This window comes from Aeromonas sp. NJAU223 (genome assembly GCF_051125555.1).
Lineage (GTDB): Bacteria > Pseudomonadota > Gammaproteobacteria > Enterobacterales > Aeromonadaceae > Aeromonas > Aeromonas veronii_G.
This window is the reverse complement of sequence record NZ_CP144204.1, coordinates 1,136,311-1,163,062: the sequence shown is the minus strand read 5'-3', so window position 1 is coordinate 1,163,062 and position 26,752 is coordinate 1,136,311. Positions and strand designations below refer to the sequence as shown.

The following is a 26,752-nucleotide window of genomic DNA, read 5'->3' as shown; positions in this document are numbered from 1 at the left end:
TTGTTGAGTTTCAAACCGTCCCCTCCTCTTCAACGTTGCAGAAGGTCCGTTCTTTAAGACGGCGCCAGTATCTGGGCTGGCAATGACAAATTTATGGATTTAATGTGACACTTTGATGACATGGCAGGGATTTTATCCCATGAGAAAGGGCCGTGAACACGGCCCTTTCATTGATGCTAACTCATTGCAAAACAAGCTTATTTTATCACCACCATGCGGGCAGGGATGAGGAAGCTGAAGCGGCTGCCCTTGCCAATCCGGCTCTCTATCTCGAGCTGGGCATCGTGATGACTCAAGGCATGCTTGACGATGGCAAGGCCGAGCCCAGAGCCGCCGGTATGACGGGAGCGGGCCTTGTCGACCCGGTAGAACCGCTCGGTGAGCCGGGTCAGGTGCTCGGGGGCTATCCCCTCCCCCTCGTCCGCTACCACGAACAGCGCCATGGCCCCCTGCTTGCGCCACTCCACGGTGATCTGCCGACCCGCCGGGGTATAGTGAATGGCGTTGTAAACCAGGTTGGAGACGGCACTGCGCAGTTGATCCCTGTCCCCTCGCACGAACAGATCCGGCTGCACGTTGAACACCAGTCGGTGCCCAGCCTCCCCCGAGAGCGCCCTCGCCTCCTGCTCCAGCAGGCCCAGCATGGCGGGCATGTCCACCAAATGAGAGAGATCCACGGTCGGCGCCGCCTCGATGCGCGACAGGGTGAGCAGCTGATTGACCAGGTTATCCATGCGGATCGTCTGCTCCATCATGACCTTGTGAGCCTTGGCCCACATGGCGGGGGGCGGTGGCTCCTCGGTCATCTCCAGATATCCCTTGAGCACGGTGAGCGGGGTGCGCAGCTCGTGGGAGACGTTGGAAACGAAGTGCTTGCGGGTCTTCTCCAGGCTGCGCAGCCGGGTCACGTCCCGCACCACCAGCATGGCCTGATCCTCGGCGTAGGGCATGATCCGGAATTCGAGAAACTTCTCCTCGTTGATGGGGGAGTGCATCTCGAAGGGCTCGTCATACTGCCCCTTGCCCAGATACGCGACGAAGGCGGGATTGCGGATCAGGTTGCCGATATGCTGTCCCGCATCCTCCGGCCAGCGAAAGCCGAGCAACTGCTCCGCCAGCCGGTTGCACCAGAGAATGCTGCCGTCGGTGCGAAACACCACGGCCGCGTCGGGCAACGCCTCGGCCCCTTCCCGGAAACGACGAATGAGCCCCGCCAGCTCCCGGCGACGGGCACGGTGGCGCTGCTGGAGTTTGTAGATGCCGTTGAAGATGTATTCCCAGCTGCCGCTGCCATGGGGGGGCACCAGGCTGCGATCGTGCCACAGCCAGTCCGACAGCCGCTTCTGGAAGCGATAGTGCCAGCCCAGATGCAACAGGGTCGCCACCAGCAGGCAGAGCGCAAGATGATCGATTAACCAACCTACCAAGACGAAGGGGGCGTAGAAGAACGCCATTCGCCACAACTGACGCCGCCAGGCGTAAGGTTGCAACATTAAGATCTCCTAGAGACGGCAAAGAGCAAGGGTCCGCGCCAGCTGGCGCAGTGTTGCAACCTCATCCCTTCCATGACAGCGAATGAGATTGCCACATCGGGTCCCTAGAGACGGGTGGAGAAGCGGTATCCGGCCCCACGCACCGTCTGGATCAGTCTGTCGTGTCCCGTCTCTTCGATGGCCTTGCGCAGACGGCGGATGTGCACGTCCACGGTTCTGTCTTCCACATAGACATTGGTTCCCCAGACGTTGTTGAGCAACTGCTCGCGGCTGTAGACCCGCTCCGGGTGCGTCATGAAGAAGTGCAGCAACTTGAACTCGGTCGGGCCCATGTCCAGCGCCTTCTCCTCGGCACTGACCCGATGGGAAACCGGATCCAGTTTGAGCCCCTGCACCTCGATCACCTCGTCCACCGAGGTCGGGGAGACCCGGCGCATCACCGCATGCAGGCGGGCGGTCAGCTCCTTGGGGGAGAAGGGCTTGGTGATGTAGTCGTCGGCCCCCGCCTCCAGTCCCCGCACCTTGTCCTCTTCCTCGCCACGGGCAGTCAGCATCACCACCGGGATCTGGCGGGTCACCTCATCCTGCTTGAGCTGCTTGATGAACTGGATGCCACTGCCACCTGGCATCATCCAGTCCAGCACGATGAGTTCGGGGTAGGGTTCGCGCACCTTCGCCAGTCCATCGGCATAATCTTCCGCCTCAACGGTCTCATATCCTTTCTGCTCGAGCACGAAGCAGAGCATTTCGCGGATGGGTGCCTCGTCCTCGACCACCAGAATTCGCTTAGCCATATCCCTTCTCTCTCCTCTGTGAAGATGGGTGCGCCAATTATTAGAACTTTCTGTGACACTTTTATGACTTTATGACAGGCGGGATAATAAACGTTTTCAGATTCAGGTGGCAGCAGCCCGTTGCAGCAGATCCCAGCGATTGCCGCTGATGTCCTCGAACACCACCACGGTGCCATAGGATTCGAGACGCGGCTCTTCACAAAACTGGACACCATATTCCTGCATGCGGCGGTAATCTGCCCAGAAGTCATGGGTCTCGAGGAACAGGAACACCCGGCCTCCTCCCTGGCGACCGATGGCGGCCTCTTGCTCGGGAGTGGCGGCGCGAGCCAGTAGCAGGGCCGAACCGGGGGCCCCCTTGGGGGCGACCCGCACCCAACGCTTGCCCGGTTTGCCCGGCTCATCCAGTCGGCTGTCTTCCAGCAGGGCAAAATCCAGCCCCTGGGTGAAGAAGGCGATCGCCTCGTCGTAATCGGCCACCAGCAGGGTCAAGGCCCCCAGAGAGTGCGGCATGAAGACTCCTCGTCAGATAAGGGTGGGCACGAGGGCCCGGGCCGCGGAGCATAACGGTTTTTCCACCCGCTATTCCACTTCGACCCGGTTGCGCCCCCGTTTCTTGGCCTGATAGAGCGCCTCGTCGGCCCGCTTCAGGGTCCTCTCCAGGGGATCGCCGCGTCGCTCCGCCACCCCGAAAGAGGCCGTAACCTTGAGTCCGAGCGGCCAGTCGCCATAGGCCTCGATGGCCTGCCGGATCCGCTCGGCCAGCGCCACGGCACGGGCTTGTTCATAGTGCAGGCAGACCAGCACGAACTCCTCCCCGCCCCAGCGCACCAACCGGCACAGGTTGTCACAGTGACGCAGCACCTCGCTCACCATGTGCTTGAGGACCTCGTCCCCCATGGGGTGGCCGTGAGCGTCATTGACGTGCTTGAAATGGTCGATGTCGATATAGATGAAGGAGAGCGGCATCTCGCCAAGCTCCCCGAGCAGCTTCTCGCCGCCGAGGCGATTGAGGGCACCGGTCAGGGGATCGTAGCGGGCCTCCTCTTCGGTGCGCCGATTCTGCTCGCTGAGGCTCTGGCTGAGGGCCTCGGCCGCCAGTCGCGCCGCCTTCGCCTTGCGCAGCTTGTCCCCCACCAGCAGGTACTGCATCAGAAACAGCAAGATGCCGTAGGCCAGCCAGCTCATCAGCAGATAGCGATAGAAGTTCCCCGGTTTGCCCCAACGGCCATAGAACTCCATCTGTTCCAGGCTCAGTCGATAGTCTCCCGGCAACATGCGATCCCCCGAGGCCAGCTCGATGGCATAGACATGCTGCAGATCCGGCCCCTGCTGGGCCAGCGGGATATTATACTGCTGCACCCACCAGGAGCTGGGAGCAAACACATCGAGCGGCACATCCTGCACGACCCCATAGTCGTTGGGACGGAACATCACCTCATTGAACTTGTGGGAAGTGTCGTCTCCCGGAATCGAATAGCTGGGGTCGTAGTTGCGAAGGTAGAAGCGCCAGACCTGGGGATGCTCCCCACTGGCCGCCAGCTTGACCCGCATCCCGCTGAAGAGGGAGAGGTCGATCCCCGCCTCCGGTTGGGTCAGGGTCAGGATCAGCTCACAGAAGGGGTACTCATATCCCGGCCGCAACTTGCAGTCTATGGTCGGGAGCCTGTGATCAGGAGTCAGAGTAGTGATGGATTGACCGCCATGAGCGCGGTCGTCCTGCCCCTTGGCTGAGAACTCGGTGTTGGCAAGGATATCCAACCGCCGCTCGGGGCCAAATTCAAACAACAGGATCGCCAGCACGCTGAGGGCCAACAGGAACCAGAACAACAGATTGGTCACGCGGAAGTAGGAGGGGATCATCGTCATCACACCTAGCTGGAACCACGACAGTACACTCGGTCAAGGGATCACACATTGATCCAACCCCTTCCAGAGTGTTATTACACGCGCCCGAAACAGGCACAGGAGAGAGTGCTCTTGCACGCCATCAGTCTGGGGGCATATTCACCACGCACACTCCATGTCATGGAAAAATAAGGGAAAACATCAATTTACCCCACCAGTCTACACAAGCCAGGTCGTGCGTGACAACACCCTCAGCCCTCCTCTTTCAGCAGCCGATAGAGGGTAGTACGGCTGACCCCGAGGCGCCGCGCCGCCGCGCTCAGATTGCCCCCGCACAGTGCCAGCATCTGCTGCGCCTGCCGCCGGCTCTGGCTGCGCAGCGTCGTCTCCGGTGCGCCCCCCATCCCCGGATCGGTTGCAGGCAGATGCAGATGAGCCGGGGTGATCACCCCCTGCCCCTCCGCCAGCACGCAAGCCACCTCCAACACCTGCTTGAGCTGTCGCACGTTGCCGGGCAGCGGGTGGGCGAGCAGTTGCTGCAACGCGGCATCATCCAGGCGTAGTGAGGCATCCATCTCACCGAGCAGCTGACTCATCAGGGCGCTGCGCTCAACGTGCGGGCGTGCGCGCAGCGGCGTCACCTCTTGGCGCCAGCCGCTGATGCGGTAATAGAGATCCTCCCGAAAGTCCCCCATCTGTACCATGGCCGCCAGATCCCGGTGGCTGGCGCAGACCAGCCAGAAGTCCACCGGCTCGGGCCTGTGGCTGCCAACCGGCGTCACACTGCGCTCCTGCAATACCCGCAGCAGCCGGGTCTGGGCCGGCAGGGGCAGTTCCCCGATTTCGTCCAGCATCAGGATGCCGCCGTGGGCGGCCCGCACATACCCCTGGCTGCCCTGATTGCGCGCCCCGCTGAAGGCGCCCCCCACATACCCGAACAACTCGGCCTCCACCAGATCCGCCGGCAGGGCGCCACAGTTGACGCACACCAGAGGCCTATCTCGCCGACTCGACTGGTCATGCAGCGCGCGCACCAGGTGCTCCTTGCCGCTGCCGGTCTCCCCCTCCACGAGCAGGGGGATGCCACGTTCCAGCATCTTGAGGGGCACGCCCCCGGCGGGCGGGATCACGACCGTCCTGGGCATGGCCGGGGCCTCGAGCCGCAGGCCGCGTCCCTCCCGCAGCAGTTGCGCGCCATCGAAGGGGTGCTGGCCCAGCCAGAGTCGCCCCGCCCGGTTGGCACCGAGCAACTCCCCCGACTCCCCCAGCAGCAGGCGGGCGGACCAGAGACTCTGGGGATCGAGATCCACCAGCCAGCCCCCCTTGCGAGCCAGCAAGGCGTTCTCGAGGGTCATGGCCAAGAGCCGCACCGTGCCCAGCATGTCGCCATCGTGGTGGGCCGCATCGCTGGAGACGTCCAGCACCCCGAGCAGGGTACCGTCCGGCCCGAGCAGGGGGCAGGCGCTGCAACTGAGGCCGCTGTGCTGGGCGAAGAAGTGCTGGGCCCCCAGCACCTGCACCTCGCTCTGCTCGGCCAGCGCCGTGCCGATGGCGTTGGTCCCCTTGCTCGCCTCCCCCCAGCGGGCGCCACTGCGCAGGAAGATGCGCTCGGCCTGACGGGCGAACCCCTCATCCCCGCTGGCGGCCAGTATGGCCCCCTCGGCGTCGCACAACAGCAAGCGGCAGGGACGCCCCGCCAGCAACTGGGCAAACAGGGGCAGCACGAAGCGCTGGAAGCAGGTGATCAGCTCCCGGCTCGCCTCCAGCCGGGCCGACAACTCCCCCTGGGGCAGGAGATCCAGCTCGGCACTCTGCTGACGGCTGAGCCCCTGGTGCAGACAGCGCTGCCAGGAGCGTTGGATGGGGCTGGACATGGGGGATTCGCGCATCTGGCCTCCTGTTCACAAACGGTACGGTGGCGGGGTCAACTGTCCAGAAACGGCACAGCCACCCCGGCAAGTTCGGGATCTCCGGTTAATCAAGATACGCCGCCACGCCCTGATTGGTAACGTTTTTGTAACTTTTGCACCGCTGGTCAGACCCACTGGCACGTCCCTTGCGACAGTCGGCAGGCAACCGGCTCCTGAACGGGCCGGTCAGGACCACACACATCAAGGAAAACACGATGATCTACACAGCCCCCGGCCAGGCAGGCGCCCTGGTCAGCTTCAAGTCCCGTTACGACAACTTCATCGGTGGCGACTGGGTAGCCCCCCGCGCCGGGCGCTACTTCGAGAATGTCTCCCCCGTCGATGGCCGGGTGTTCTGCGAGGTGGCCCGCTCCGATGCCGCCGACGTCGAGCTGGCGCTGGATGCGGCCCACAAGGCCTTTGCCAGCTGGAGCAAGACCAGCGTCACCGAGCGCAGCAACCTGCTGCTGCGCATCGCCGATCGCATCGAGCAGAACATCGAACGCCTCGCCGTCGCCGAGACCTGGGAGAACGGCAAGGCGGTGCGCGAGACCCTGGCCGCCGACCTGCCCCTGGTGGTGGATCATTTCCGCTACTTCGCCGGTTGCATCCGCGCCCAGGAGGGCTCCGCCGCCGAGCTGGATCAGAACACCGTCAGCTACCACTTCAAGGAGCCCATCGGCGTGGTCGGCCAGATCATCCCCTGGAACTTCCCCCTGCTGATGGCGGCCTGGAAGCTGGCTCCCGTGCTGGCGGCGGGCTGCTGCAGCGTACTCAAACCCGCCGAGCAGACCCCGGTCACCATCATGCTGCTGATGGATCTCATCCAGGACATCTTGCCCCCCGGCGTGGTCAACGTGGTCAACGGCTTCGGGCCCGAAGCGGGGCAGGCGCTGGCCACCAGCGACCGGATCCAGAAGCTCGCCTTCACCGGTTCAACCGAAATTGGCGCCCATATCCTGCGCTGCGCCGCCGAGAAGCTGATCCCCTCCACCGTGGAGCTCGGTGGCAAGTCTCCTAACATCTACTTCGCCGATGTGATGCAGCACGAGAGCCAGTACATCGACAAGGCGGTGGAGGGCATGCTGATGACCTTCTTCAACCAGGGGGAGGTGTGCACCTGTCCCTCCCGCGCCCTGGTGCAGGCGAGCATCTACGACGACTTCATGGACCGCGTGCTGGCCCGCGCCCGCACCATAGTGCAGGGCAATCCCCTCGACACCGCGACCCAGGTGGGGGCCCAGGTCTCCCGGGAGCAGTACGACAAGATCCTGAGTTACATGGAGATCGGCCGTGGCGAGGGGGCGAAAATGCTGATCGGTGGCAACGCCGCCCGGGTGAGCGGGCTGGAGGGGGGCTTCTACATCCAGCCCACCATCTTCCAGGGTCAGAACAAGATGCGGGTATTCCAGGAGGAGATCTTCGGGCCGGCCCTCGGGGTCACCACCTTCAAGGATGAGGCCGAGGCCCTGGCCATCGCCAACGACACCCAGTACGGGCTGGGTGCCGGGCTCTGGACCCGGGACGGCAACCTGGCCTGGCGCATGGGCCGAGGCATCCAGGCCGGTCGGGTCTGGATCAACTGCTACCACGCCTACCCGGCTCACGCCGCCTTCGGTGGCTACAAGAAGTCAGGCATCGGCCGCGAGACCCACAAGATGATGCTGGATCACTACCAGAACACCAAGAACCTGCTGGTGAGCCACGACATCAATCCGCTGGGCTTCTTCTGATGAAACCTGTCTGACACGACAAGGGCGCCGCTGGCGCCCTTTTTGATCCCCCTGCTGCCCGCTTCATGCCTTACCGCTCAATGCCCAGCTGCTGGCGGTAACGCTGGGGGGAGCAGCCCAATTCCCGGTTGAACATGGCGATGAAGGCGGAGGTGGAGCCATAGCCGAGGCGCCAGCCGATCTCCTGGATGGGGAGCTCCCCCTTGAGCCAGGCCAGGGCCTTCAACAGCCGCAGCCGCCCCCGCCACTGGCCGAAGTTCATGCCGAGCTCCCGCACGCAGCGCCTGGCCAGGGTGCGCTCGGTGCTGTGCAACTGCTCCGCCCACTGGGCCAGGGTGCGCCCGTCTGCGGGATCGCTGCGCAGGGCAGCCAGCATGGGGGCCAGCAGCTTGTCCTGACTCATGGGCAGGAAGCTCTCCTGGCAACGGGTGTGGGCCAGTTTCTCGATGAGCAGCTCGGCCTGGCGCCTGTCCCAGTCGTTCTCCATGTGGCCCAGTTTTCGCTCGCAGAAATCCGCCAGCAGGGCCCGGATGAGCGGCGTCATCTCCAGCAGTCTGGGCTCAGTGGGCAGGCGGGCGGCCAGGGGCTGATTGACATAGATGGAGGTGTAGGCCAGCGCCTGCTGGTTGTAGGAGGCGTGCTCCAGATTGGCAGGCACCCAGATGAGGTAGTCCGCCGGGGCCACCAGTCGCTGCTCGTCCAGCACGATCTCCATCACCCCGAGGCTGATCATGCTGAGCTGGCCCCAGGGGTGGCTGTGGGGGGCACAGGCGCTGTCGGCCTGGATCTGCTGGTAGCGCAGATAGAGGGGGTTGGGCTCGGGCAGCTCGAGATCCCGGCTGTGGTAGTGGTGCACCATGATTCATCGTCCTGGCTGGATAAGGCGGCCGTCCCGCGTATGACCTCCCCACATCGGCGGGTACGGCGGGTTGTCCTTTCTGCGGGATAGAATGTCAGTTTTACGTTACTTGATAATATAAAGACAAGGGTAGACTGGGCCCCTGATACCAAGGAGCCTTCCATGCGACTCTTCTCCCCCCTCCTCTTCCCGCTGATGGCGGTGCTGATCTGGGCCACCAATACCGTGGTCTCCAAGGCCGCGGCCGGCGTGGTCGATCCCGCCGCCATCTCCTTCTATCGCTGGGTGCTCGCCGCCCTGGCCCTGTCGCCCTTCTGCCTGCCCCAGCTCTGGCGTCGCCGGGCCGAATTCAGGCCCTGGCTCGGCAAGCTGCTGGTGCTCTCCCTGCTCGGCATGGTGCTCTATCAGTGCCTGGCCTACTACGCCGCCCACAGCACCTCGGCCACCAACATGGGGGTCATCGGCTCATTGCTGCCACTGCTGACCCTGCTGATCAGTGCCTGTTTCTTCGGCCAGAGGCCCGGCAAGCAGGCGATCGCGGGCATGAGCGTCTCCCTGTTCGGGGTGTTCTGGCTGCTGAGCCAGGGCCGGCCCCTGACGCTGCTGCACAACGGCATCAACCCGGGGGATGGCATGATGCTGCTGGGGGCCGCCAGCTATGCCCTCTATGGCCTCCTGATCCGCCGCTGGCAGTTGCCATTCGGCCCCTGGCTCAACCTCTATGTGCAAATCCTGCTGGCGGTGCTGCTGCTCATCCCGGTCGCCCTGTCCGCCGATTCCCTGGTGGTGCCACGGGAAGGCTGGAGCATGGTGCTGTTCGCCGGCATCGCCTCCTCCCTGCTCGCGGCCTACTGCTGGATGCGGGGGCTCGCCTGCCTCGGGGCCGAGCGCACCTCGGTGTTCATGAACCTGATCCCGCTGTTCACCGCCATGATCGCCGTCACCAGCCTGGGGGAACCCATTCACGGCTACCACCTGCTCGGCGGCGGCCTCATTCTCGGCGGGGTTATGTGCTCCCAGATCAAGCCTCGCAGACGCACTCCCCTGCTGGAAGAAGCCTAGGCAGTGGCGAATGCCACCAGACTGAAGTGAGGGAGTGCAAGATGCTGCCAAAAATCAGAAACAACAAGGGAGCCGAGGCTCCCTTGTTGTTTCTCATGCTGAGGGTGGCAAACCCGCCCGCCTCCTGGCTCACCCGGCGCCAGTGATAACGATGCTCCGGTCGGCCACGCTGGCTGCAAGCGTTGAGATCCACATCCAGCCGGTCTCCCGACCCCGGCGCGTTCCCCGTACGCCTAACCGGCGCGGCGCCAGTGATAACGGCGCTCCGGCCGGCCGCGCTGACCGTAGTTAAGATCCACGTCCAGCTTGTCCTCTGACTCCAGAAACTCCAGATAACGGCGCGCCGTGGTACGGCTGAGGGAGAGGCGCAGGGCCACCGCATCGGTGGAGAAAGAGGTGTCCGGCTCCCCCGCCAGCAATTCCAGCACCTGACGCAAGGTGATGGCATCGATGCCCTTGGGGGTGTCGCGCACCTCCCGCGGCTGGATCCGCCCCTTGCCCATCAGCCGGTCCAGATCGCTCTGTTCCAGCAGGCCGCGCTCGCACAGGCGCCGATGCAGGGTGAGGATTTCGTCAAGACTCTGCTGGATGCGAAACAGCCGCAGCGGCTTGATGATGTAGTCCTGCACACCCAGGTTCAGGGCCTGCTGTATGGTCTCCACATCGCAGGAAGCGGTGACCATGACCACGAACACCTCCCGATTGTGGTTGCGCAAGCGGTTGACCCACTCCAGCCCGGAGCCATCGGGCAGGGAGATGTCGACGATCAGCAACTGGGGCTCGGTGGCCCGCATCATGAGGTCGGCCTGGGCCAGGCTCTCGGCCCGTCCCAGCAAGGAGTAACCCGCGGTCGATCCGACCAGCTCGCCAAGGATGGCGCCGATCCGCTCGTCGTCCTCGATAATAAGCGTGAAGATTGGCTTCATGACTCACACCAATTGGTTTTTATTCAAATAGATACCAAACAATGTGGTCTGTTCGGCGGTGCGCCGCCATTCTATCACACCCCCACGACGAGCCACTGTCTTCTTGACCAGAAAGAGACCCACGCCATGATCGCCGGTCTGGCGGCTCACCCCGTAGTCGAACAGGTGATCCGCCAGCGCCTCATCCACCCCCTCGCCGCTGTCCTCCACCTCGATCACCAGCCGCCGGCCGAAGTCATCGAGGGAGAGGAACACCCTGGCCTCCCGCTGCTGGCGGTTGGCCCAGGCGGCGCGGATGCCGTTGTCCAGCAGGTTGCCGATGCAGGTGATGAGATCCGCCGACACCTCCGCCGGGTACTCCCCGAGGGCCGAGCCGGAGTCCAGCACCAGCTCGACCCCGAGCTCCCGCGCCCGGCTGAACTTGCCGAGGATGAGGCCGGCCACCGGCTTGTTCTCCACCGTTCGCAGCAGATCCTGCAGCATGTTCTGGCACGCCTCGTTCTCCTGCTGGATGAGCTCCACCGCCTGCTCCACGTGGCCGAGCTGCAGCAGACCCGACAGGCTGCTGAGCTTGTTGGCAAACTCGTGGGTCTGGATGCGCAGCATCTCCGCATACTGGCGCAGATGGGTCACCTGCACTCCCAGGCTGCCGGTGCCGTCCGGCCGACTGAAGATGAGCATGCGTCCGGGCTCGCGGCCGCTCAGCTCCTGCCAGTGACCGACGAAATCCTCTCCCTGCACGGTAAACTGCACACTCCCCTGTTGGTTGAGGGTCGGCAGCAGGGCTGGCGCCAGCTCGGCCAGGGATTGCCCCAGCAGGGCATGACGACCGGTGCCCGGCAGCCGCAACTGATAGAAGGCGGCGCTGTTGAGCATCTTGATCCTGAACTGGCCATCCAGGGCCACTATCCCCTCGGAGATCCCCTCCAGCACCAGATCCTGCTGGGCAAAGCGGTTGACTATGGTCTCCGGCTCCAGATCCAGCAGGGTGCGCCGCAACAGGTGTTGCAGCCAGAACGCCAACAGCAGACCACAGCCCAGCACGGCGCCGATGGCGCTGAGGAGCAGGGCGATGCGCTCAAGGTAGATGCCCTCCACCGTCTGCATCAGGTAACCCACCGCCACGGCACCGATGGCGCGGCCATCCCCGCCGATGACGGGGGAGAAGCAGCGGATGGCCGGACCCAGGGTGCCGACATCCTTGGAGCAGTAGCTGCGCAGATCCTGGATGGCCGGCCAGATGTCCTCCCCGCGAAAAATCTGGCCGATGAGCTCGGGTGAGGGGTGACTCAGGCGCTTGGCATGCTCGTCGGTCACCACCATGTAGGCGGCATCGGTGCGCAGCCGCACCCCTTCCACATAGTCCCGAAGACCCGGATCCCGCCCCAGTTGCAGGGCTTGCACCACCCGGCTGTCTGCCGCCAGCACCCGGGCCAGATCCCCTCCCTTCTCCTGCAGGGTGTTCTCCAGCAGGTGGCGGATGAAGAGGGCGAGCAGCCCTCCCAGGATCAGGATCAGCAGCAACGACAGGCCGAGGGAGAGGGCGACGAATTGGTGGCGCAGTTTCATCTGGTTACCTTGCAAGCTCAGGAGGCGGACCAATAGTGCGGGCGCCACCAGGTCTGGTCAATCATGGGAGCGGGATCGCCGGTGAAATCTGCCAGCCCTTCCTCACGGGCGCAGAGTGCCACCGCCCTGGCCACGGCCCGGGCCACCTCCCCCACCTGCTCGATGGGGGGCAACAGGCGACCGGGCGTCAGGGGATAGGCGCCCACCGCCCGCACCGCCGCCTGCAGCATGCCGTCGCTGATCCGCCGCGCCTTGACCGCGCAGGCGCCGAGGCCGATACCGGGGAACACATAGACGTTGTTGCACTGGGACACGATCCGCGCCTCACCCGCCACCATGACCGGCGAGAAGGGGCTACCGGTGGCGAGCAGCGCCCGTCCCCCCGTGGCCTGCCACACCTCGGTCGGGGTCGCCTCGGCGCTGCGGGTCGGGTTGGAGAGCGGTAGGATCACCGGCTGCTCGCACACCTCCCCCATGGCGCTCAGCACCTCGTCATCGAACAGCCCCCCCTGACCGCTCACCCCAATGAGCACCCCGGGTCTGAACTGGCGAATCAGTTCAGGCAGGGATCCACACGCCTCGGCCGGTGAGCGGGCGAAGGGTTGCTGGGTGGGGGTCAGGTTGGGGCGATCCCGGCACACCAGGCCGAACTGATCGAACAACCAGACCCGCTCCGAGCTGCCCGCCAGCTGGGCCAGCATGGCGGCGATGCCGCATCCCGCCGAGCCCGCCCCCACGATCAGCACCGGGGTGTCGGCAAGCTGGCTGCCCGACTGCTGCAGCCCCGCCAGCACACAGGCGGAGGCCACCGCCGCCGTCCCCTGGATGTCGTCGTTGAACATGCAGAGCTCGTCCCGGTAGCGGGCCAGCAGGTTGGCCGCATGTTTGCCGGCGAAGTCCTCGAACTGCAGCACCACTTGCGGCCAGCGCTGGCGTATTGCCGCCACCACCTTGTCCATGAAGAGGTAATAGTGCTCCCCGTCTATCCGGGGGGCCTGCCAGCCGAGGTAGGAGTCATCCTCCAAGAGCTCGGGGTTGTTGGTCCCCACATCCACGCACAGGGGCAGGGTGCGCGCCGGGTTGATGCCACCGGCGGCGCTGTAGAGCGCCAGCTTGCCGATGCAGATCCCCATGCCGCCGATGCCCAGATCCCCGAGCCCCAGCACCCGCTCCCCGTCGGAGATGACGATGACATCCACCTCCTGCTCCACCGCGGCGAAGATGTCGTCCAGATCGTGCCTGTCATGCCAGGAGAGATAGAGACCGTGGCTGCGCAGATAGAGATCGCTGTGACGCTGGCAGGCTTCCCCCACCACCGGGGTGTAGATGATGGGCAAGAGCTCCGGCAGGTGGTGGCGTACCAGATCGTAAAACAGCACGGGGTTGTCCTCCTGCAACTGGCGCAGCAGCAGGTGTTGATCGAACGGGCTCTGCATGGCACTGACCAGACGATAGATGCGGCGCCGCTGCTGGGAGAGAGACTCCTCCTTGTGGGGCATGCGCCCCATCAGTCCCTGACGCTTGCGCTCCGCATAGGGCAGGCTGGTGCCCATCATGATGTCGTTCATGTTCTGCTCCTCAAGCCAGCAGGGAGATGATAAGGGTGGCCAGGATCAGCATGCAGGCGCCCCCGAGACGGGAAGAGATCTGGGCAAAGGGCATCAGCTTCATGCGCTGGGCCGCCGACAGCACCGCGACGTCCCCCGTGCCCCCCATGTTGGCCATGCACAGGCCGCCGGTGAGGGCCGCCTCGATGGGATAGAAACCGATCATCCGGCCCACGATGGCCGCCCCCAGAGCGCCCCCCACCACAGTGGTCAGCACCATGATGAAGTAGTTGAGGGAGAAGGCGCCAATGAGCTCGGGAATGCTGGTGTAGGCAACCCCGATCCCCACCAGCAGGGAGGGGGTGAGGTTGCTCACCACGAACTGGTACCAGTCGGCAGCCGCCTGCTCATAGCGGCGTGGCAGCAGGCCGCTCACCTTGATGATGGCCACGGCCAGGATCATCAGGGCGAAGGGGTGCATGGGGATGAAGTTGCCGAGCAAGGAGCCCAGCACAAACATGCTGGAACTGATGAACAGACCCAGCCCCAGGCTCTCCAGGGTCGGCGCCTGGACCTTCTCCTCGGCCACGTTGTCGATGCTTTCATTCACCATCAGCTTGCCGTTGCCGGTCAGGGCGGGATAGCGACGACCGAGGCGAGCCAGCAGGGAACCGACCAGGATGGCCAGGGTATTGGCGATGACCACGGCCGGCACCATGCGCGACAGCAGATCGGCGCTAGACATCTGCAAGGGACCGGAGAGGATCTCCACCAGGGGAACGGCACCGGCCCCCATGCCACCGCCCATGATGGGCAGGCCGATGAGCAGCACGGCATTCTTGAAACCATAACCCAGCAGAGTACCCACCAGGCCGACACTGACCAGCGCCAGTACCACGCCCCCCAGGATCACCGGCAGGTAACGCATGGCGGCGTTTTTCAGCAGGGCGCCACTCATGCCGAACACAGAGCCGGTCACCAGGCTCGCGATGAAGAAGTTCAGAAAGCCCCCCTCCTTCATGAAACCCGTGATGACCTGACCCGCCGCCGCCGGCATGATCCCGTACTCGAACAGGGCGGCGCCGCCGAAGATGGCGAGTATGGTGCCACCCCCCAGGTATTCACGGATGGGGGGAATGCGTTCGCCGAGCTCGGTCAGCAGGGTACCGAGCACGAACATCAGTGCCAGGGCCCCGACCATGCCGAGCGGCAATGAGCCGTTCCAGCCCGAGAACAGCACGCAGGTGGCGAGCCCGAGGAAGATCATCATGGGCATGCCGGCGATCTGCTGATCGCTCCAGGCCGCCTTGGCTTGCAGTTGAGGGGTAGAGAGGTTTTTCATTGTTATGCTCCAGCGTTGTGGTGTGGCGCCACTCTACTGACCCCTCCCTCCCCTGTCGGTTAGCAGGCCTGCAAAGCCATATAAAAACATTGAAACCTTAAGCACCATTGGGCGCGGGTGTGCCTCCCGCTCTCTATCCCTCATGCGCGCTCATTTCGGGGCGCCTACCACGTTTTGCCGCCAAAAACCTTAACGTGACCTGTATCACACTATTTACTTAGCCTGCGAAATAAATATAATACTTAGCAGGCTAAGTAAGTGAGACGGTTAGATGGAAAAGGATCTGGAAATGCTGCGAGAGCTCTCTCTCGCCGAACGATTGGGGCGATTGCATCGGTTGTGGCGTACCGTGGCCGATCTCGAGCTCGCCCCCCTTGGCCTGACCCATCCCCGCTGGACGGCCCTGTGGAAACTCAGTCGTCTCGGTGGCCACCTCGGCCAGAAGGCGCTGGCGGAAGCCCTCGAGATAGAGCTGCCCTCCCTGATGCGTACCCTGGGCCAGCTCGAAGAGCAGGGTCTGATCGAGCGCCACTGCTGCAACCAGGACAAGCGGGCCCGTATCGTCACCCTGACCCCGGCCGGCAAGGCCCTGCTCGACCATATCGAGGATCGCATCATGACGATCCGCCAGGAACTGCTTGCCGGCATCAGCCAGCAAGAGCTGGCGCAGTTTGAAGAGATCGTCCACCGCATCAGCGCCAATGCCCTCGACAAGATTGCCAGCCAGAACCACGAGAGAGAATAAGATGACCCCGGATCAACAATTCAAGCGCTGGATCAAATGGGCCAGCGCCTGCTTCGTGCTGGTATTTGGCTACTTCCTGCTGGCCGACATCAAGATGCCGCTGACACCGCAAGCCATGGCGACCCGGGTCGTCACCAAGATGGCGCCCCAGGTCAGTGGCAAGGTGGTCGAGGTAAAGGTCACCAATAATCAGCATGTCAAACAGGGGGATCTGCTGTTCGCCCTCGACCCCGTCCCCTTCGAACTGGCGGTGGAACAAGCTCGCCTGGCGCTGGATCAGGCCGAGCAACAAAACCGCCAGCTGGATGCCAGCTTGAGCGCCGCCAGCGCGGAATACAGCTCCCTGCAGACCCAGACTGCCCAGAAGCTGCGAGAAGCCGCCCGTATCGACACCCTCTATGGCCGTCGCATGGTCTCCGAGCAGCAAAAAGATGATGCAGACAGCGCCGCCCGCACCGCCCAAGCCAACCTGCTGGCCAGCCGGGCCCGCATGGAACAAGCCCGCGTCAACCGGGGGTTGACCGGCGATGACAACCTGCTGCTGCGCCAGGCCCGCAATCGCCTGGCTCAGGCCGAGTTGAACCTGACCTACAGCCAGGTGCACGCGAGCCAGGATGGCATCATCACCAACCTGCAGCTCAAGCCCGGCAGCGTGGCTGCCGCCGGAGCACCACTGCTGGCGCTAGTATCGGAGCAGGTGGACGTGATCGCCGATTTTCGCGAGAAGAGCCTGCGCAACATCAGCACCGGCAGCCGGGCCCTTATAGCCTTCGATGGCGAGCCGGGTCGCCTCTACCCCGCCCGGGTCTCCAGCCTGGATGCCGGGGTCAGTGCCGGCCAGTTCGATGCCAACGGTCTGCTGGCCAACCCCGTCGAGTCGGATCGCTGGGTGCGTGATGCCCAGCGCCTGCGCCTGCATCTTGCACTGGAACAGTTGCCTGCCCATCTGCCGGCTGGTGCCCGCGCCACCGTCCAACTGTTGCCGGACAACGCCCTCAGCGCCCTGTTCGCCCGTGGCCAGATCCGCCTGCTCAGCCTGCTGCACTACATCTACTGATATGGCAACCGTGAACCTCTGGCACAGGCCCCTCACCACCAACGAGCTGCGCCAGTGCCTGCGCATCGCCTTCGGCAGCTCGCTCGGCTTCCTGCTGTGCAAGACCTTCGGCTGGAACAACGGGGTATTCTTTACCGTCACCCCCATGCTGCTGCTCGGCATGGTGCCGGTGATGAACGGTCACGCCGCCCGCCAGCTCATCGCCGCCGGGGTGATGTGCGGGCTGGAGGTCGGGCTGCTTGGCGGCCTGTTCGGCAGCCATCCCGGCCTGATGCTACCCATCGTCTTCCTGCTGTTTCTCTACCGCTTCGCCGCCATGTCCAGGGGAAGTCTGTTTCTGTTTGGCGCCAACGGCGTGCTCAGCCTCAGCATCATGCTGCACTTTGCCAGCTACCCGGGGACCGATTTGAACGACCTCATCTTTGGCAATCTCTGGGCCAACGTGCTGTCGGTACTCATCGCCTACCTGATGACGGCTCTGCTGCCGGATGTCGAACCGCGCCCCAAACCGGTTCCCTCCCCCAAAGCGCCGCACCGCATGCGACATGAGGCCCTGCTCGGCGCCAGCATCGCCACCCTGTCGTTCATGGTGTTCCAGCTATTTGACCTGCGTGACTCCATGTCCGCCCAGGCCACCACCCTCCTGCTGCTGTTTCCCATGCACTGGAACGGCGCCCTCGACTACGCCCGCAAGCGGGCCATGGGCACCCTGCTGGGGGTCAGCTTCGGCCTCATCGGCCAACTGCTGCTCTATGACTGGTCAGGTCAACTGCTGCTGGTGACCCCCCTGCTCTGGCTTGGCGCCATGCTGTTCAGCCATGCCCATGTGAAAGAGGCCAACGGCTCCGGCGTCGGCTTCGGGGCCCTTACCACCCTCGGCATCCTGTTTGGCCAGTACCTGACCCCGGGCAATGACCTGGTGTTCAGCGCCCTATATCGGGTGAGCAGCATCATGTTTTCCATCGTCGTCACCCTGCTCGCCTGCTATCTGCTTCACCGCCTGTTGAATCACTTCGAGGCGACCCGTTTCGGCCACTGACCCCTTTTTCTGCTGCTCATGGATGCGCACCTTTTCGCCCCGCTATGCCTACCGGGGCGTTTTTTTATCCCTCGCACCGGACATCGGACGGACGCATCTAGACGCACCCGCGCCCCTCAAAGGTTGCAGTTGTACCCGAGCCTGTTAGGCTCAACCCCATATGACACCGATCAAGGATTCAACATGAAACACGCCAAGCTCTGGTTGCTGGCCATGGGGTCATTGACCCTGCTCAGCGGCTGCGAATTCGGTGCCGGCAAGCTGGGAGTGACCGGCGGTGATGCCGTCACCTATCTGTGCGAACAGAACCAAAAAATCCAGGTTCGCTACTTCTCCCTCTCGGACGACAGCCTGAACTTCATCAAACTGGCCCTGCCGGATGGCAAGGATTACACCCTGCCCCAGGCGGTGTCCGCCTCCGGCGCCCGCTATACCGATGATCATGAAGTGGTCTGGTGGAACAAGGGCAAGGAAGGCTTCGTGGAGATGCGGGATCAGGCCGGCGAGTGGCAGAGCCGCTACAACGGCTGCAAGGAGCAGTGAGGCCCCCCTCCCTGAACAAACACCCCGGCCAGGCCGGGGTGTTTGCTTTTGCGCTGCTTATCGCATTTCCCATGGCGGATCGGCCCTGAGACTGAAGCGCCCCACCACCTGCACCGGAATGGCATCCGGGTTCTGCTCGGCCACCCGGTAGCGCAGCTTTGAGAGTGCCGTCAGCGCTGCTATCTCCAGCACGCCAGCGGGTTCTGCCGCGAGGATCTGTGGGCTGAACAGGTTGCCGTTGGAATCGATGAGGTAGCGAATATCCACATAGCCTTCCACCGGCTTGGCCATCCGTTTCTTGACGGGGACGGAGAATCGCGTCACCTCCCCTTCCTGTACCCAGTAGTTGCAAAGCTCATCAATGGGGATCTCTCGTGGTGGCTGATTCAGCTTCACGGTAGGGCTGGAGCTGGCACAACCGCCCAGCAGAGCGAGGCTGGCCCCCAGCAGCAAGACAGGCAAACGCATTTCACAACTCCCTGTGTCATGGCCGTTCAACGCCTTGAACAGCCGCTTATCCTGCCCGGAATTGTCAGGTAGAGAAGTCCATTCGGGAAGCCCCCATCTGGCGGGCAACAAAAAGGCCAACCCCGAGGCTGGCCTTTGTTCAGGACGAAGACTCCATCACGCGCGCTTGTCGGTCACCACCAGCCAGAGCGCATGCACCATGCCGGGCAAACCACCAAGCAGAGTCAGCACTATGTTGATTAAGAAATGCAGGCTGAAACCGACCTGGATAAAGGCGCAGACCGGGGGCAGGAAGATGGCCAGCAGGATCTTGAGCAGATTGTTCATCAGGGTTCCTCGTTAAAGATGATTCGGGCTTGGCCTAACCATAAACAGCCTTGGCCTCAACTGCAAACCAGGCATGGGATCCGCTCCCCGCTTTTTCGCCAGCCGTTGAGATCATGGATCTGCTGATTGCTGCTGCCGCGCCAGAGCAGACCCGGATCCGCCAGCCCCTTCTCGAACTTGCCATCCACCAGCACATCCAGCAAGGCGACCAGCTCCCGCTGGGCCGGGCTGAGCTCGCCAAGCAGATAACCGGTCCAGCACCAGATGTCCTTGCCCGGGCACTCGGCCCGCACCCGTTTTACCAGTGCCAGCACAAAGGGCACGTTGGCGGGGTGAAGCGGATCGCCGCCCGACAGCGACAGCCCGCGCCGCTTGATGCGCGTGTCGTTGAGATCCAGGATGATGCGATCGCTCATGGCTTCATCGAACGGCTTGCCACCGTCGAGGCGCCAGGTGCTCTGGTTGTAGCAGCCGGGGCACTGGTGCTCGCAGCCCGACACGAACAGGGTGGCACGGGTGCCGGGCCCGTTGATCACATCAACCGGGTAGTACTGGTGGTAATGCATCTTCTCTCCTCCCCCATCGCGGGCACTGGGTCCGCCAATAAAAATGGCTCCCTCATCATCAGGAGCCATCTCATTGCTTGGCCGCCTGCTTACATGTGCTTGACGCGGCGCTTGACCTCTTCCTGCTTGCCCGCGTTGAAGGGACGCGCATCCGGGCTGCCGAGGTAGCCGCAGACACGACGGGTCACCGACACCTTGGCCGGATCATGGTTGCCGCAGCGCGGGCAGGTGAAGCCCTTGGAGGTGCACTCGAACTCGCCGGTGAAGCCGCAGTCGTAGCACTCGTCGATGGGGGTGTTGGTGCCGTAGTAGGGCACCTTGTCGTAGCTGTAGTCCCAGACGTTCTCCAGCGCTTCTAGGTTGTGCTGGATGTTGGGGTACTCGCCGTAGCAGATGAAGCCGCCGTTGGCGATGGGCGGATAAGCTGCCTCGAAGTCCAGCTTGTCGTAGGGGTTCACCTGTTTCTCAACGTCCAGATGGAAGCTGTTGGTGTAGTACCCCTTGTCGGTCACCCCGGCCACCACCCCGAACTCCTTGGCATCGATGCGGCAGAAACGGGTACAGAGGTTTTCGCTCGGGGTGGAGTAGAGGCTGAAGCCGTAACCGGTCTCCTCTTTCCACTCGTCGGTCGCGGCCCGCAGCCGGGCGATGATGTCGACGGCCTTCTGGCGCAGCGCCTCGCTGTCGAACAGATGGGTCTGGGTACCGAATAGTGCATTGATGGTCTCGTGCACCCCGATGTAGCCCAGCGAAATGGAGGCGCGGCCGTGCTTGAAGATCTCGCTAACGTTGTCGTCGGCTTTCAAGCGCACCCCGCAGGCCCCTTCCATGTAGAGGATGGGGGCGACCCGGGCCTTGACCCCGTCGAGGCGCTTGATGCGATACATGAGCGCCGTCTTGGCGACCCGTAGGGCGGCGTCCAGCCGGTCCCAGAAGTCCGCCTCGTCCCGGGATTTCAGGGCGATGCGCGGCAAGTTCAAGCTCACCACCCCGATGTTGTTGCGCCCCTCATGGATGAGCTCGCCATTTTCCTCGTAGGCACCGAGGAAGGAGCGGCAGCCCATGGGGGTCTTGAAGGAGCCAGTCACCTTGACCACCTGGTCGTAGTTGAGGATGTCCGGATACATCCGCTTGGAGGCGCACTCCAGCGCCAGCTGCTTGATGTCGTAATTGGGATCCCCGACCTTGTGGTTGAGGCCATCCTTGATGGCAAACACCAGTTTCGGGAACACCGCCGTCTTCCTGTTCTTGCCAAGACCGGCGATGCGGTTGCCGAGGATGGCACGCTGGATGAGGCGAGATTCCCAGCTGTCCCCCAGGCCGAAGCCGAAGGTGACGAAGGGGGTCTGACCGTTGGCGGTGTGCAGGGTGTTCACTTCGTATTCCAGGGACTGGAAGGCGTCGTGACACTCCTTCTCGGTGCGGGCCATGGCGTAGGCATCCACGTCCGCAATGCCCCACTCCTCGGCCACTTCCCGATGCTTCTGCCAACTGATGGTCACATAGGGAGCCAGCACCTCGTCGATACGGTTGATGGTGGTGCCGCCATAGATGTGGCTCGCCACCTGGGCGATGATCTGGGCCGTCACCGCAGTGGCGGTGCTGATGGATTTCGGAGTATCGATCTCCGCGTTGCCCATCTTGAAGCCGTGGGTCAGCATCCCCTGCAAATCGATCAACATGCAGTTGAACATGGGGAAGAAAGGGGAATAGTCGAGATCGTGGAAATGCAGATCGCCGCTCTCGTGGGCCTGCACCACCTCGCGGGGCAGCATGTTGCTGGTGGCGTAGTGCTTGGCGACGATGCCCGCCAGCAGATCCCGCTGGGTCGGGATCACCTTGGAGTCCTTGTTGGCGTTCTCGTTGAGCAGGGCCGCATTGGTCTGCTCCACCAAACCACGGATATCCTGAGCGAGGCGACCACGGGCCTCGCGGGCCAGATCCCGGTCATGACGGTATTCGATGTAGGCACGGGCGATGGCCTTGTCGTCGGAGGCCATCAGATGATTTTCGACCCGGTTCTGGATCTCGTGGATGTCCACCTCGGCCCGCCCTTCCAGCTCCAGGCTGACGGCGGTCGCCACCTGCTCACCCAGCCCGGGATTGGCCTGACTGACTGCTGCCGCCGCCCGGCTCACCGCCTCGGCGATCAACTGGGCATTGAATGGCGCGCGACATCCATCACGTTTTATCACAACCGGTTTCATCTCTATTCCCCGCGTTAAAGGCCAGGCTATCACCCTTGGCTCACCCTGATAGGCTCCCTCCCCCACGCTCTGTCCTCGGCGCAAATAAAGGCAGCCGAGGCTTGGCGCCTGGGCTGACACTGGGGAGACAACGACTTATGCACAGCTTAATAACACAACATATAGGGTTAAAATTAGAGTTCATACCTATATGTGGTGTCTATTAGGCACCAAAGCCGCCCCCTGTTTCTTGATCCACATCAGGTTTTGGAAGGAGTGGCGCAGTTCACAACCAGCGTCAAAAGAGCCCCCAACAACCAACCCCAGACGGGGGGCGGGCTGGGGCGGATCCGGTGACCCTGGGTGAGAATGGCATCATCCGACAACAATTGACCGAAGCATCCGCCGGACAAAACACACATACTGGGAACAGTCTCCTCCAGAGGGAAATTCAAGTGTTCAAGGTGATGTTGCTGTTCACACTCTTGCTGTCGCTGCCGCTTCGGGCGGCCGAGGTTCTGGTGATCAGCAGCTATCACCCGGACAACCTGTGGGATCAAACCTACAGCGCCAGCCTGCAGGCACACCTCAAGGAAGGGCATCACGTCCACTACTTCTACATGGACACCAAGCGTCAGCCTACTGCGGCGATGCCCCTTATCACCGAACAGGCGATGGCGGCTTACCGACAACGCAAACCGGATCTGGTGGTGCTTGGGGACGACAACGCCATCAACGCCCTCGCCCGACGCATCGCCACCGCAGGCACCCCCGTGGTCTTCCTCGGCATGAACGAGAATCCCCGTCACAAGGGATTGGTGGGGCACCCCAGGATCACCGGCGTGCTGGAGCGGCCCTTGCTCAAGCGCAACATCAGCGAGATGAGTCAGCTGATGGGGGGGATCGACAAGGCCCTGGTGCTGTTTGATCAGAGCGAGGTATCCCGCACCGCCATCGCGGATGAGTTCAATGACCAACCCAAACCACGGGTGGGGCATACCCGGGTCAGCAACCAGCAGCTCAATGACTTCCGGCGCTGGCAAGAGGCCGTGCTCAGCAGCCGGGAAAAGGGCTACGGGGCCCTCTTCATCGGTCTCTACCATACCCTGGTGGATGAGCGGGGCGAGCACGTGAGCGAGCAACAGGTGCTGGAGTGGACCAGCCAGCACAGCCCCGTGCCCCTGTTCTCCTTCTGGGAGTTCTCCGTGGGCAAGGGACGGGCCATCGGCGGCCTGGTACTCAATGGTCACGCCCAGGGGGAGCGAGCCGCCGAACTGACCAACGCCATCCTGGCGGGCACCTCTCCCGGCGCCCTGTCACCCCGCGCCGCCATACGTGGGGAGTATGTATTCAGCCGTGATGAACTGGCCCGCTGGCATCTCCAACTCCCCGACAAATGGCAAGCCAAGACCCAATGGCACGACTGACTCTGGCAACGATTGCCCCTTGAATACGACAAACCCGGCCATCGGCCGGGTTTGTCGTATTGTAACGCCAGGTTTCAGGACTGAAGTGCTGCCTGCAACTCCTCTTCCGTCCAGACGGTAATACCGAGCTCCTGCGCCTTCGCCAGCTTGGATCCCGCCGCTTCACCAGCCACCAGCACATCCGTCTTGGCGGAGACGGAACCCGCGACCTTGGCCCCCAGCGCCTGCAACGCCGCCTTGGCATCATTACGCGACAACTGGGTGAGGGTGCCGGTCAGCACGAAGGTCTTGCCCGCAAACGGCTGCTCGCTTGCCTCCTTCTTCTCTATGGCCGGCCAGTGGATGCCGGCCGCCAGCAGGGCATCCAGCACCTCGATGTTGTGAGGCTGGCGCAGGAAGTAGTAGACATGCTTGGCCACCACGTCCCCCACATCCGCCACCGCCAGCAACTGATCCACGCTGGCTGCGCGCAGGGCATCCAGGGTCAGGAAATGGTTGGCGAGATTGAGCGCCGTCGCCTCGCCCACTTCACGAATACCGAGGGCAAACAGGAAGCGGGGCAAGGTGGTACTGCGCGCCTTGTCGATGGCGGCCACCAGATTGAGGGCTGATTTGGGCCCCATCCGATCGAGATCGGCGAGCTGAATGGCGGTGAGACCGAACAAGTCTGCCGGCGTCTTCACCAGCCCCTTGTCCACCAGTTGCTCCACTATCTTGTCGCCGAGGCCGTCCACGTCCATGGCACGGCGGGCGGCGAAATGCTTGATCGCCTCCTTGCGCTGAGCCTCGCAGAAGAGACCGCCGGAGCAGCGGGTCACCGCCTCCCCCTCCAGCCGCTCCACCGCCGAGCCACACACCGGGCACTGGGTGGGGAAGAGGATCTCGCGAGCATCCTCCGGACGCCTGGCCTCCACCACGGCGACGATCTGCGGGATCACGTCCCCCGCCCGGCGCACGATCACGGTATCGCCGATCATGACGCCGAGGCGCTCAATCTCGTCGGCGTTGTGCAAAGTGGCGTTGGAGACGGTGACGCCGCCGACGAACACGGGTTTGAGCTTGGCCACCGGCGTCACGGCGCCGGTACGGCCGACCTGAAACTCCACGTTCTCGATCAGGGTCATCTCCTCCTCGGCGGGGAACTTGTGGGCCGTGGCCCAACGCGGGGCCCGGGCGACGAAACCGAGCTCCAGTTGCAACGTGATGTCGTCCACCTTGTATACCACACCGTCGATCTCGTAGGGCAGATCCCCACGGCGGGCCAGAATGTCATCATGGAAAGCCTGGCAACCGGCGGCCCCCTCTTTGAGTTTCACCTCCGGGCTCAGCGGCAGTCCCCACTCCTTGAGCTGCGTCAGGCGGCCAAAGTGGGAATTCCCCAGCTCGTCCCCACCGACCCCGACACCGTAGGCGTAAAAGCTTAAAGGGCGGCTAGCCGTGATGCGCGAATCGAGCTGGCGCAGGCTGCCCGCCGCCGCGTTGCGCGGGTTGACGAACACCTTCTCGCCGGCGGCCAGCGCCTTGGCATTCATCGCCTCGAAGCCCGCCTTGGGCATGAAGACCTCTCCCCTCACCTCCAGCCGGGCAGGCCAGCCCGCGCCGCGCAGAGCCAGGGGGATCGCCTTGATGGTACGCACGTTCTCGGTGATCTCCTCCCCCGTGGTACCATCCCCCCGGGTGGCGGCCTGTACCAGCTGACCGTCTACATAGAGCAGGCTGACCGCGAGGCCGTCGAGCTTGGGCTCACAGCAGAACTGGAAGCGTATCTCGCGCTTGAGGCGATCCCGCATGCGCTGTTCAAAGGCCTGCAGCTCTTCGTCGCTGAACACGTTGTCCAGGCTCAGCATGGGGATCTCGTGGCGCACCTGGCTAAAGGCCGAGAGTGGCTGGCCCCCGACCCGGGCGCTTGGAGAGGTCGGCGTCTTCAGCTCGGGATGCTCGGCCTCCAGGCTCAGCAGCTCGCGCATCAGGCGATCGTATTCGGCATCCGGTACCGTGGGGTTGTCCAGCACATAGTATTGATGGCCATACTCGGTCAGCAGATCACACAGTTGACGGTGGCGGGAGAGGATGTCGCTCATGAGGAAGTCTCGGACTGTGGTTGGAATAATAAGTTAACCGCACAAACAAAAATGCGGTACCAGGTACCGCATTTTTCAATTCAGACAACAGAGGCTCAGTCGCGGCTGGCCTCGTAAGCCGCCAGCTCCTGACGATAGCGGGCGATGTCATCGTCGCTGAGCGGGCTGCGGCTCGCGTCGGTCAGCATGGCATCGAGATCGCTTGCCAGCTGGTCAGCGGCCTGCAACATGTGCTCGAACGCGAAGGCGGCATTGCTGCGCAGGGGCAGTTGCATGAAGAGGGACACGCCCGGTGTGCTGAACTGCTCCATGCGATAGGGGTTGAAGGTGCCCGGTTTGACCATGTTGATCATGGAGAAGAGCACTTCCCCCTTGCCGCCCAAGTCTTCGTGACGGTGGAAGATGTCCATCTCGCCAAACTTGAAGCCAAGCGCCAGCAGGGAAGAGAGCAGGGTCGCCCCTTGCAGATCCTGACCGGGACGCGCCATCAGGTTGATGACATAGACATCCTGCCAGATCTTCTCGACCGGTTCCCGCATGGGGGCAGACTCGGTCTCTTCGTAGGCGGGCTCGTCATCGTACTCCGGCTCTTCATAAACAGGGGCGGGGGCGGCCTGACGGGGCTGAGGTTCGGGCGCTGGCGCACGGGCACCGAAAGTCGGCGCCTGGGCATAGGCCGGCTCCACCAGCGGCTCTTCGTCCAGCGGCTGCATCATGGGCTCACGCTGAGGACGGGATCTGTGTACCGGGGTGCGACGAATGACCTGGGCAGGCTTGCGTACCGGCACGGCAGGGGCCTCCTCGACGGGCTCGGGGCTCGGCTCGTCATACTCCTCTTCCTCATAGGCGGGAGCAGGGGCTGGCGCGACCGGACGGGGAGCAGGCTTGCGAACCACAGGGGGCGGCAGGTCGGCGTCATCATCCTCGTCGTCGAAGTCGGGGGCGGGAGCACGGCGGATGGCTTCCGGCTGGCGGGCTTCATCGCCACGCAGCTTGGGTTCAGCACGACGGCCACCACTGACCACCCGCACCTGACCGATGCCATCGCTGTCAAACGCATCGTTGTCACGTTCCCGCGACTTGGATTCCATCCGGCCAAGGGGTTTTTCCTTGATCGGTGCCTGACGGTTCTTTCTGTTGCTCCACAACCCGTGAATGAGCAATGCCGCAATGGCAATTCCGCCCAGGGCAACCAAGATGTAACGCAATTCCTGCATTAGCTGCTTCTCT

General features: G+C 63.3%; 23 protein-coding genes. 7 read left to right on the top strand and 16 right to left on the bottom strand.

Going from position 1 to position 26,752, the window contains the following annotated elements; all coding sequences use genetic code 11:
* Window positions 1-197 precede the first annotated feature (197 nt).
* The 5 genes from phoR to VZC39_RS05450 all read right to left on the bottom strand — a co-directional run bounded on the left by phoR (window position 198) and on the right by VZC39_RS05450 (window position 6,024).
* On the bottom strand, window positions 198-1,493 hold the full coding sequence (gene phoR, locus VZC39_RS05470) for a phosphate regulon sensor histidine kinase PhoR (RefSeq protein ID WP_349921423.1): 1,296 nt from the start codon (window positions 1,491-1,493) through the stop codon (window positions 198-200).
* Window positions 1,494-1,597: 104 nt separating this feature from the next.
* Window positions 1,598-2,287, bottom strand: coding sequence for a phosphate regulon transcriptional regulator PhoB (gene phoB, locus VZC39_RS05465; protein ID WP_041206225.1), 690 nt, complete (start codon window positions 2,285-2,287; stop codon window positions 1,598-1,600).
* Window positions 2,288-2,389: 102 nt separating this feature from the next.
* A complete protein-coding gene (locus VZC39_RS05460) occupies window positions 2,390-2,800 on the bottom strand; it encodes a VOC family protein (protein WP_349921422.1) in 411 nt (136 codons plus the stop codon).
* Between the two features lie 69 nt (window positions 2,801-2,869).
* Window positions 2,870-4,150 (bottom strand): GGDEF domain-containing protein, encoded by a 1,281-nt coding sequence (locus VZC39_RS05455; protein ID WP_434666397.1) that lies wholly within the window; start codon window positions 4,148-4,150, stop codon window positions 2,870-2,872.
* 236 nt (window positions 4,151-4,386) lie between these two features.
* Window positions 4,387-6,024 carry a sigma-54-dependent Fis family transcriptional regulator gene (locus VZC39_RS05450; RefSeq protein WP_434666394.1) on the bottom strand — a complete coding sequence of 546 codons (1,638 nt, stop codon included), beginning with the start codon at window positions 6,022-6,024 and terminating at the stop codon, window positions 4,387-4,389.
* 236 nt (window positions 6,025-6,260) lie between these two features.
* Here VZC39_RS05450 and exaC point away from each other — a divergent pair, with 236 nt between their 5' ends.
* Window positions 6,261-7,778 carry an acetaldehyde dehydrogenase ExaC gene (exaC, locus tag VZC39_RS05445; RefSeq protein ID WP_434666391.1) on the top strand — a complete coding sequence of 506 codons (1,518 nt, stop codon included), beginning with the start codon at window positions 6,261-6,263 and terminating at the stop codon, window positions 7,776-7,778.
* 70 nt (window positions 7,779-7,848) lie between these two features.
* Here the strand turns inward: exaC and VZC39_RS05440 are convergent, their stop codons facing one another.
* Entirely contained in the window at window positions 7,849-8,637 is a 789-nt protein-coding gene (locus VZC39_RS05440; RefSeq protein WP_434666389.1) for an AraC family transcriptional regulator, read from the bottom strand.
* A 162-nt stretch (window positions 8,638-8,799) separates the two neighbouring features.
* On the opposite strand from VZC39_RS05440, the gene VZC39_RS05435 reads away from it, so the two are divergent.
* Window positions 8,800-9,699 carry a DMT family transporter gene (locus VZC39_RS05435; RefSeq protein WP_434666386.1) on the top strand — a complete coding sequence of 300 codons (900 nt, stop codon included), beginning with the start codon at window positions 8,800-8,802 and terminating at the stop codon, window positions 9,697-9,699.
* A 233-nt stretch (window positions 9,700-9,932) separates the two neighbouring features.
* On the opposite strand, the gene VZC39_RS05430 is transcribed toward VZC39_RS05435, so the two are convergent.
* The 4 genes from VZC39_RS05430 to VZC39_RS05415 are packed head-to-tail and all read right to left on the bottom strand — an operon-like array spanning window position 9,933 to window position 15,083.
* Complete coding sequence (locus VZC39_RS05430) at window positions 9,933-10,625, bottom strand: response regulator (RefSeq protein ID WP_349921417.1); 693 nt, start codon at window positions 10,623-10,625, stop codon at window positions 9,933-9,935.
* Window positions 10,626-10,628: 3 nt separating this feature from the next.
* Window positions 10,629-12,194 carry an ATP-binding protein gene (locus VZC39_RS05425; protein ID WP_434666384.1) on the bottom strand — a complete coding sequence of 522 codons (1,566 nt, stop codon included), beginning with the start codon at window positions 12,192-12,194 and terminating at the stop codon, window positions 10,629-10,631.
* Window positions 12,195-12,211: 17 nt separating this feature from the next.
* Entirely contained in the window at window positions 12,212-13,762 is a 1,551-nt protein-coding gene (locus VZC39_RS05420) for an NAD-dependent malic enzyme (protein WP_434666382.1), read from the bottom strand.
* Window positions 13,763-13,772: 10 nt separating this feature from the next.
* On the bottom strand, window positions 13,773-15,083 hold the full coding sequence (locus VZC39_RS05415; protein ID WP_349921414.1) for a 2-hydroxycarboxylate transporter family protein: 1,311 nt from the start codon (window positions 15,081-15,083) through the stop codon (window positions 13,773-13,775).
* Between the two features lie 271 nt (window positions 15,084-15,354).
* Between VZC39_RS05415 and slyA the strand changes: the two genes are divergently transcribed.
* The 4 genes from slyA (at window position 15,355) to VZC39_RS05395 (ending at window position 18,467) form a co-directional block, all read left to right on the top strand.
* Window positions 15,355-15,828, top strand: coding sequence for a transcriptional regulator SlyA (slyA, locus tag VZC39_RS05410; RefSeq protein WP_434666378.1), 474 nt, complete (start codon window positions 15,355-15,357; stop codon window positions 15,826-15,828).
* 1 nt (window position 15,829) lies between these two features.
* Window positions 15,830-16,885, top strand: coding sequence for an HlyD family secretion protein (locus tag VZC39_RS05405; RefSeq protein WP_434666375.1), 1,056 nt, complete (start codon window positions 15,830-15,832; stop codon window positions 16,883-16,885).
* Window positions 16,886-16,895: 10 nt separating this feature from the next.
* Complete coding sequence (locus VZC39_RS05400) at window positions 16,896-17,924, top strand: DUF2955 domain-containing protein (RefSeq protein ID WP_434668361.1); 1,029 nt, start codon at window positions 16,896-16,898, stop codon at window positions 17,922-17,924.
* Window positions 17,925-18,107: 183 nt separating this feature from the next.
* Complete coding sequence (locus tag VZC39_RS05395) at window positions 18,108-18,467, top strand: MliC family protein (RefSeq protein ID WP_349921411.1); 360 nt, start codon at window positions 18,108-18,110, stop codon at window positions 18,465-18,467.
* Window positions 18,468-18,524: 57 nt separating this feature from the next.
* Here the strand turns inward: VZC39_RS05395 and VZC39_RS05390 are convergent, their stop codons facing one another.
* The 4 genes from VZC39_RS05390 to nrdD form a co-directional block, all read right to left on the bottom strand.
* Window positions 18,525-18,935, bottom strand: a complete 411-nt coding sequence (locus VZC39_RS05390; protein ID WP_349921410.1) for an energy transducer TonB — start codon at window positions 18,933-18,935, stop codon at window positions 18,525-18,527.
* A gap of 156 nt (window positions 18,936-19,091) precedes the next feature.
* On the bottom strand, window positions 19,092-19,262 hold the full coding sequence (locus tag VZC39_RS05385; RefSeq protein ID WP_041993510.1) for a YqaE/Pmp3 family membrane protein: 171 nt from the start codon (window positions 19,260-19,262) through the stop codon (window positions 19,092-19,094).
* A 56-nt stretch (window positions 19,263-19,318) separates the two neighbouring features.
* The gene (nrdG, locus tag VZC39_RS05380) at window positions 19,319-19,828 is read right to left on the bottom strand and encodes an anaerobic ribonucleoside-triphosphate reductase-activating protein (protein ID WP_349921409.1); all 510 of its coding nucleotides are present in this window, start codon (window positions 19,826-19,828) and stop codon (window positions 19,319-19,321) included.
* An 89-nt stretch (window positions 19,829-19,917) separates the two neighbouring features.
* Entirely contained in the window at window positions 19,918-22,035 is a 2,118-nt protein-coding gene (gene nrdD, locus VZC39_RS05375; protein WP_349921408.1) for an anaerobic ribonucleoside-triphosphate reductase, read from the bottom strand.
* A 446-nt stretch (window positions 22,036-22,481) separates the two neighbouring features.
* Between nrdD and VZC39_RS05370 the strand changes: the two genes are divergently transcribed.
* Window positions 22,482-23,441 carry an ABC transporter substrate-binding protein gene (locus VZC39_RS05370; RefSeq protein WP_349922389.1) on the top strand — a complete coding sequence of 320 codons (960 nt, stop codon included), beginning with the start codon at window positions 22,482-22,484 and terminating at the stop codon, window positions 23,439-23,441.
* Window positions 23,442-23,515: 74 nt separating this feature from the next.
* Here the strand turns inward: VZC39_RS05370 and ligA are convergent, their stop codons facing one another.
* On the bottom strand, window positions 23,516-25,522 hold the full coding sequence (ligA, locus tag VZC39_RS05365) for an NAD-dependent DNA ligase LigA (protein ID WP_434666369.1): 2,007 nt from the start codon (window positions 25,520-25,522) through the stop codon (window positions 23,516-23,518).
* Window positions 25,523-25,617: 95 nt separating this feature from the next.
* Window positions 25,618-26,739, bottom strand: coding sequence for a cell division protein ZipA (gene zipA, locus VZC39_RS05360; RefSeq protein ID WP_434666367.1), 1,122 nt, complete (start codon window positions 26,737-26,739; stop codon window positions 25,618-25,620).
* Window positions 26,740-26,752: the final 13 nt, after the last annotated feature.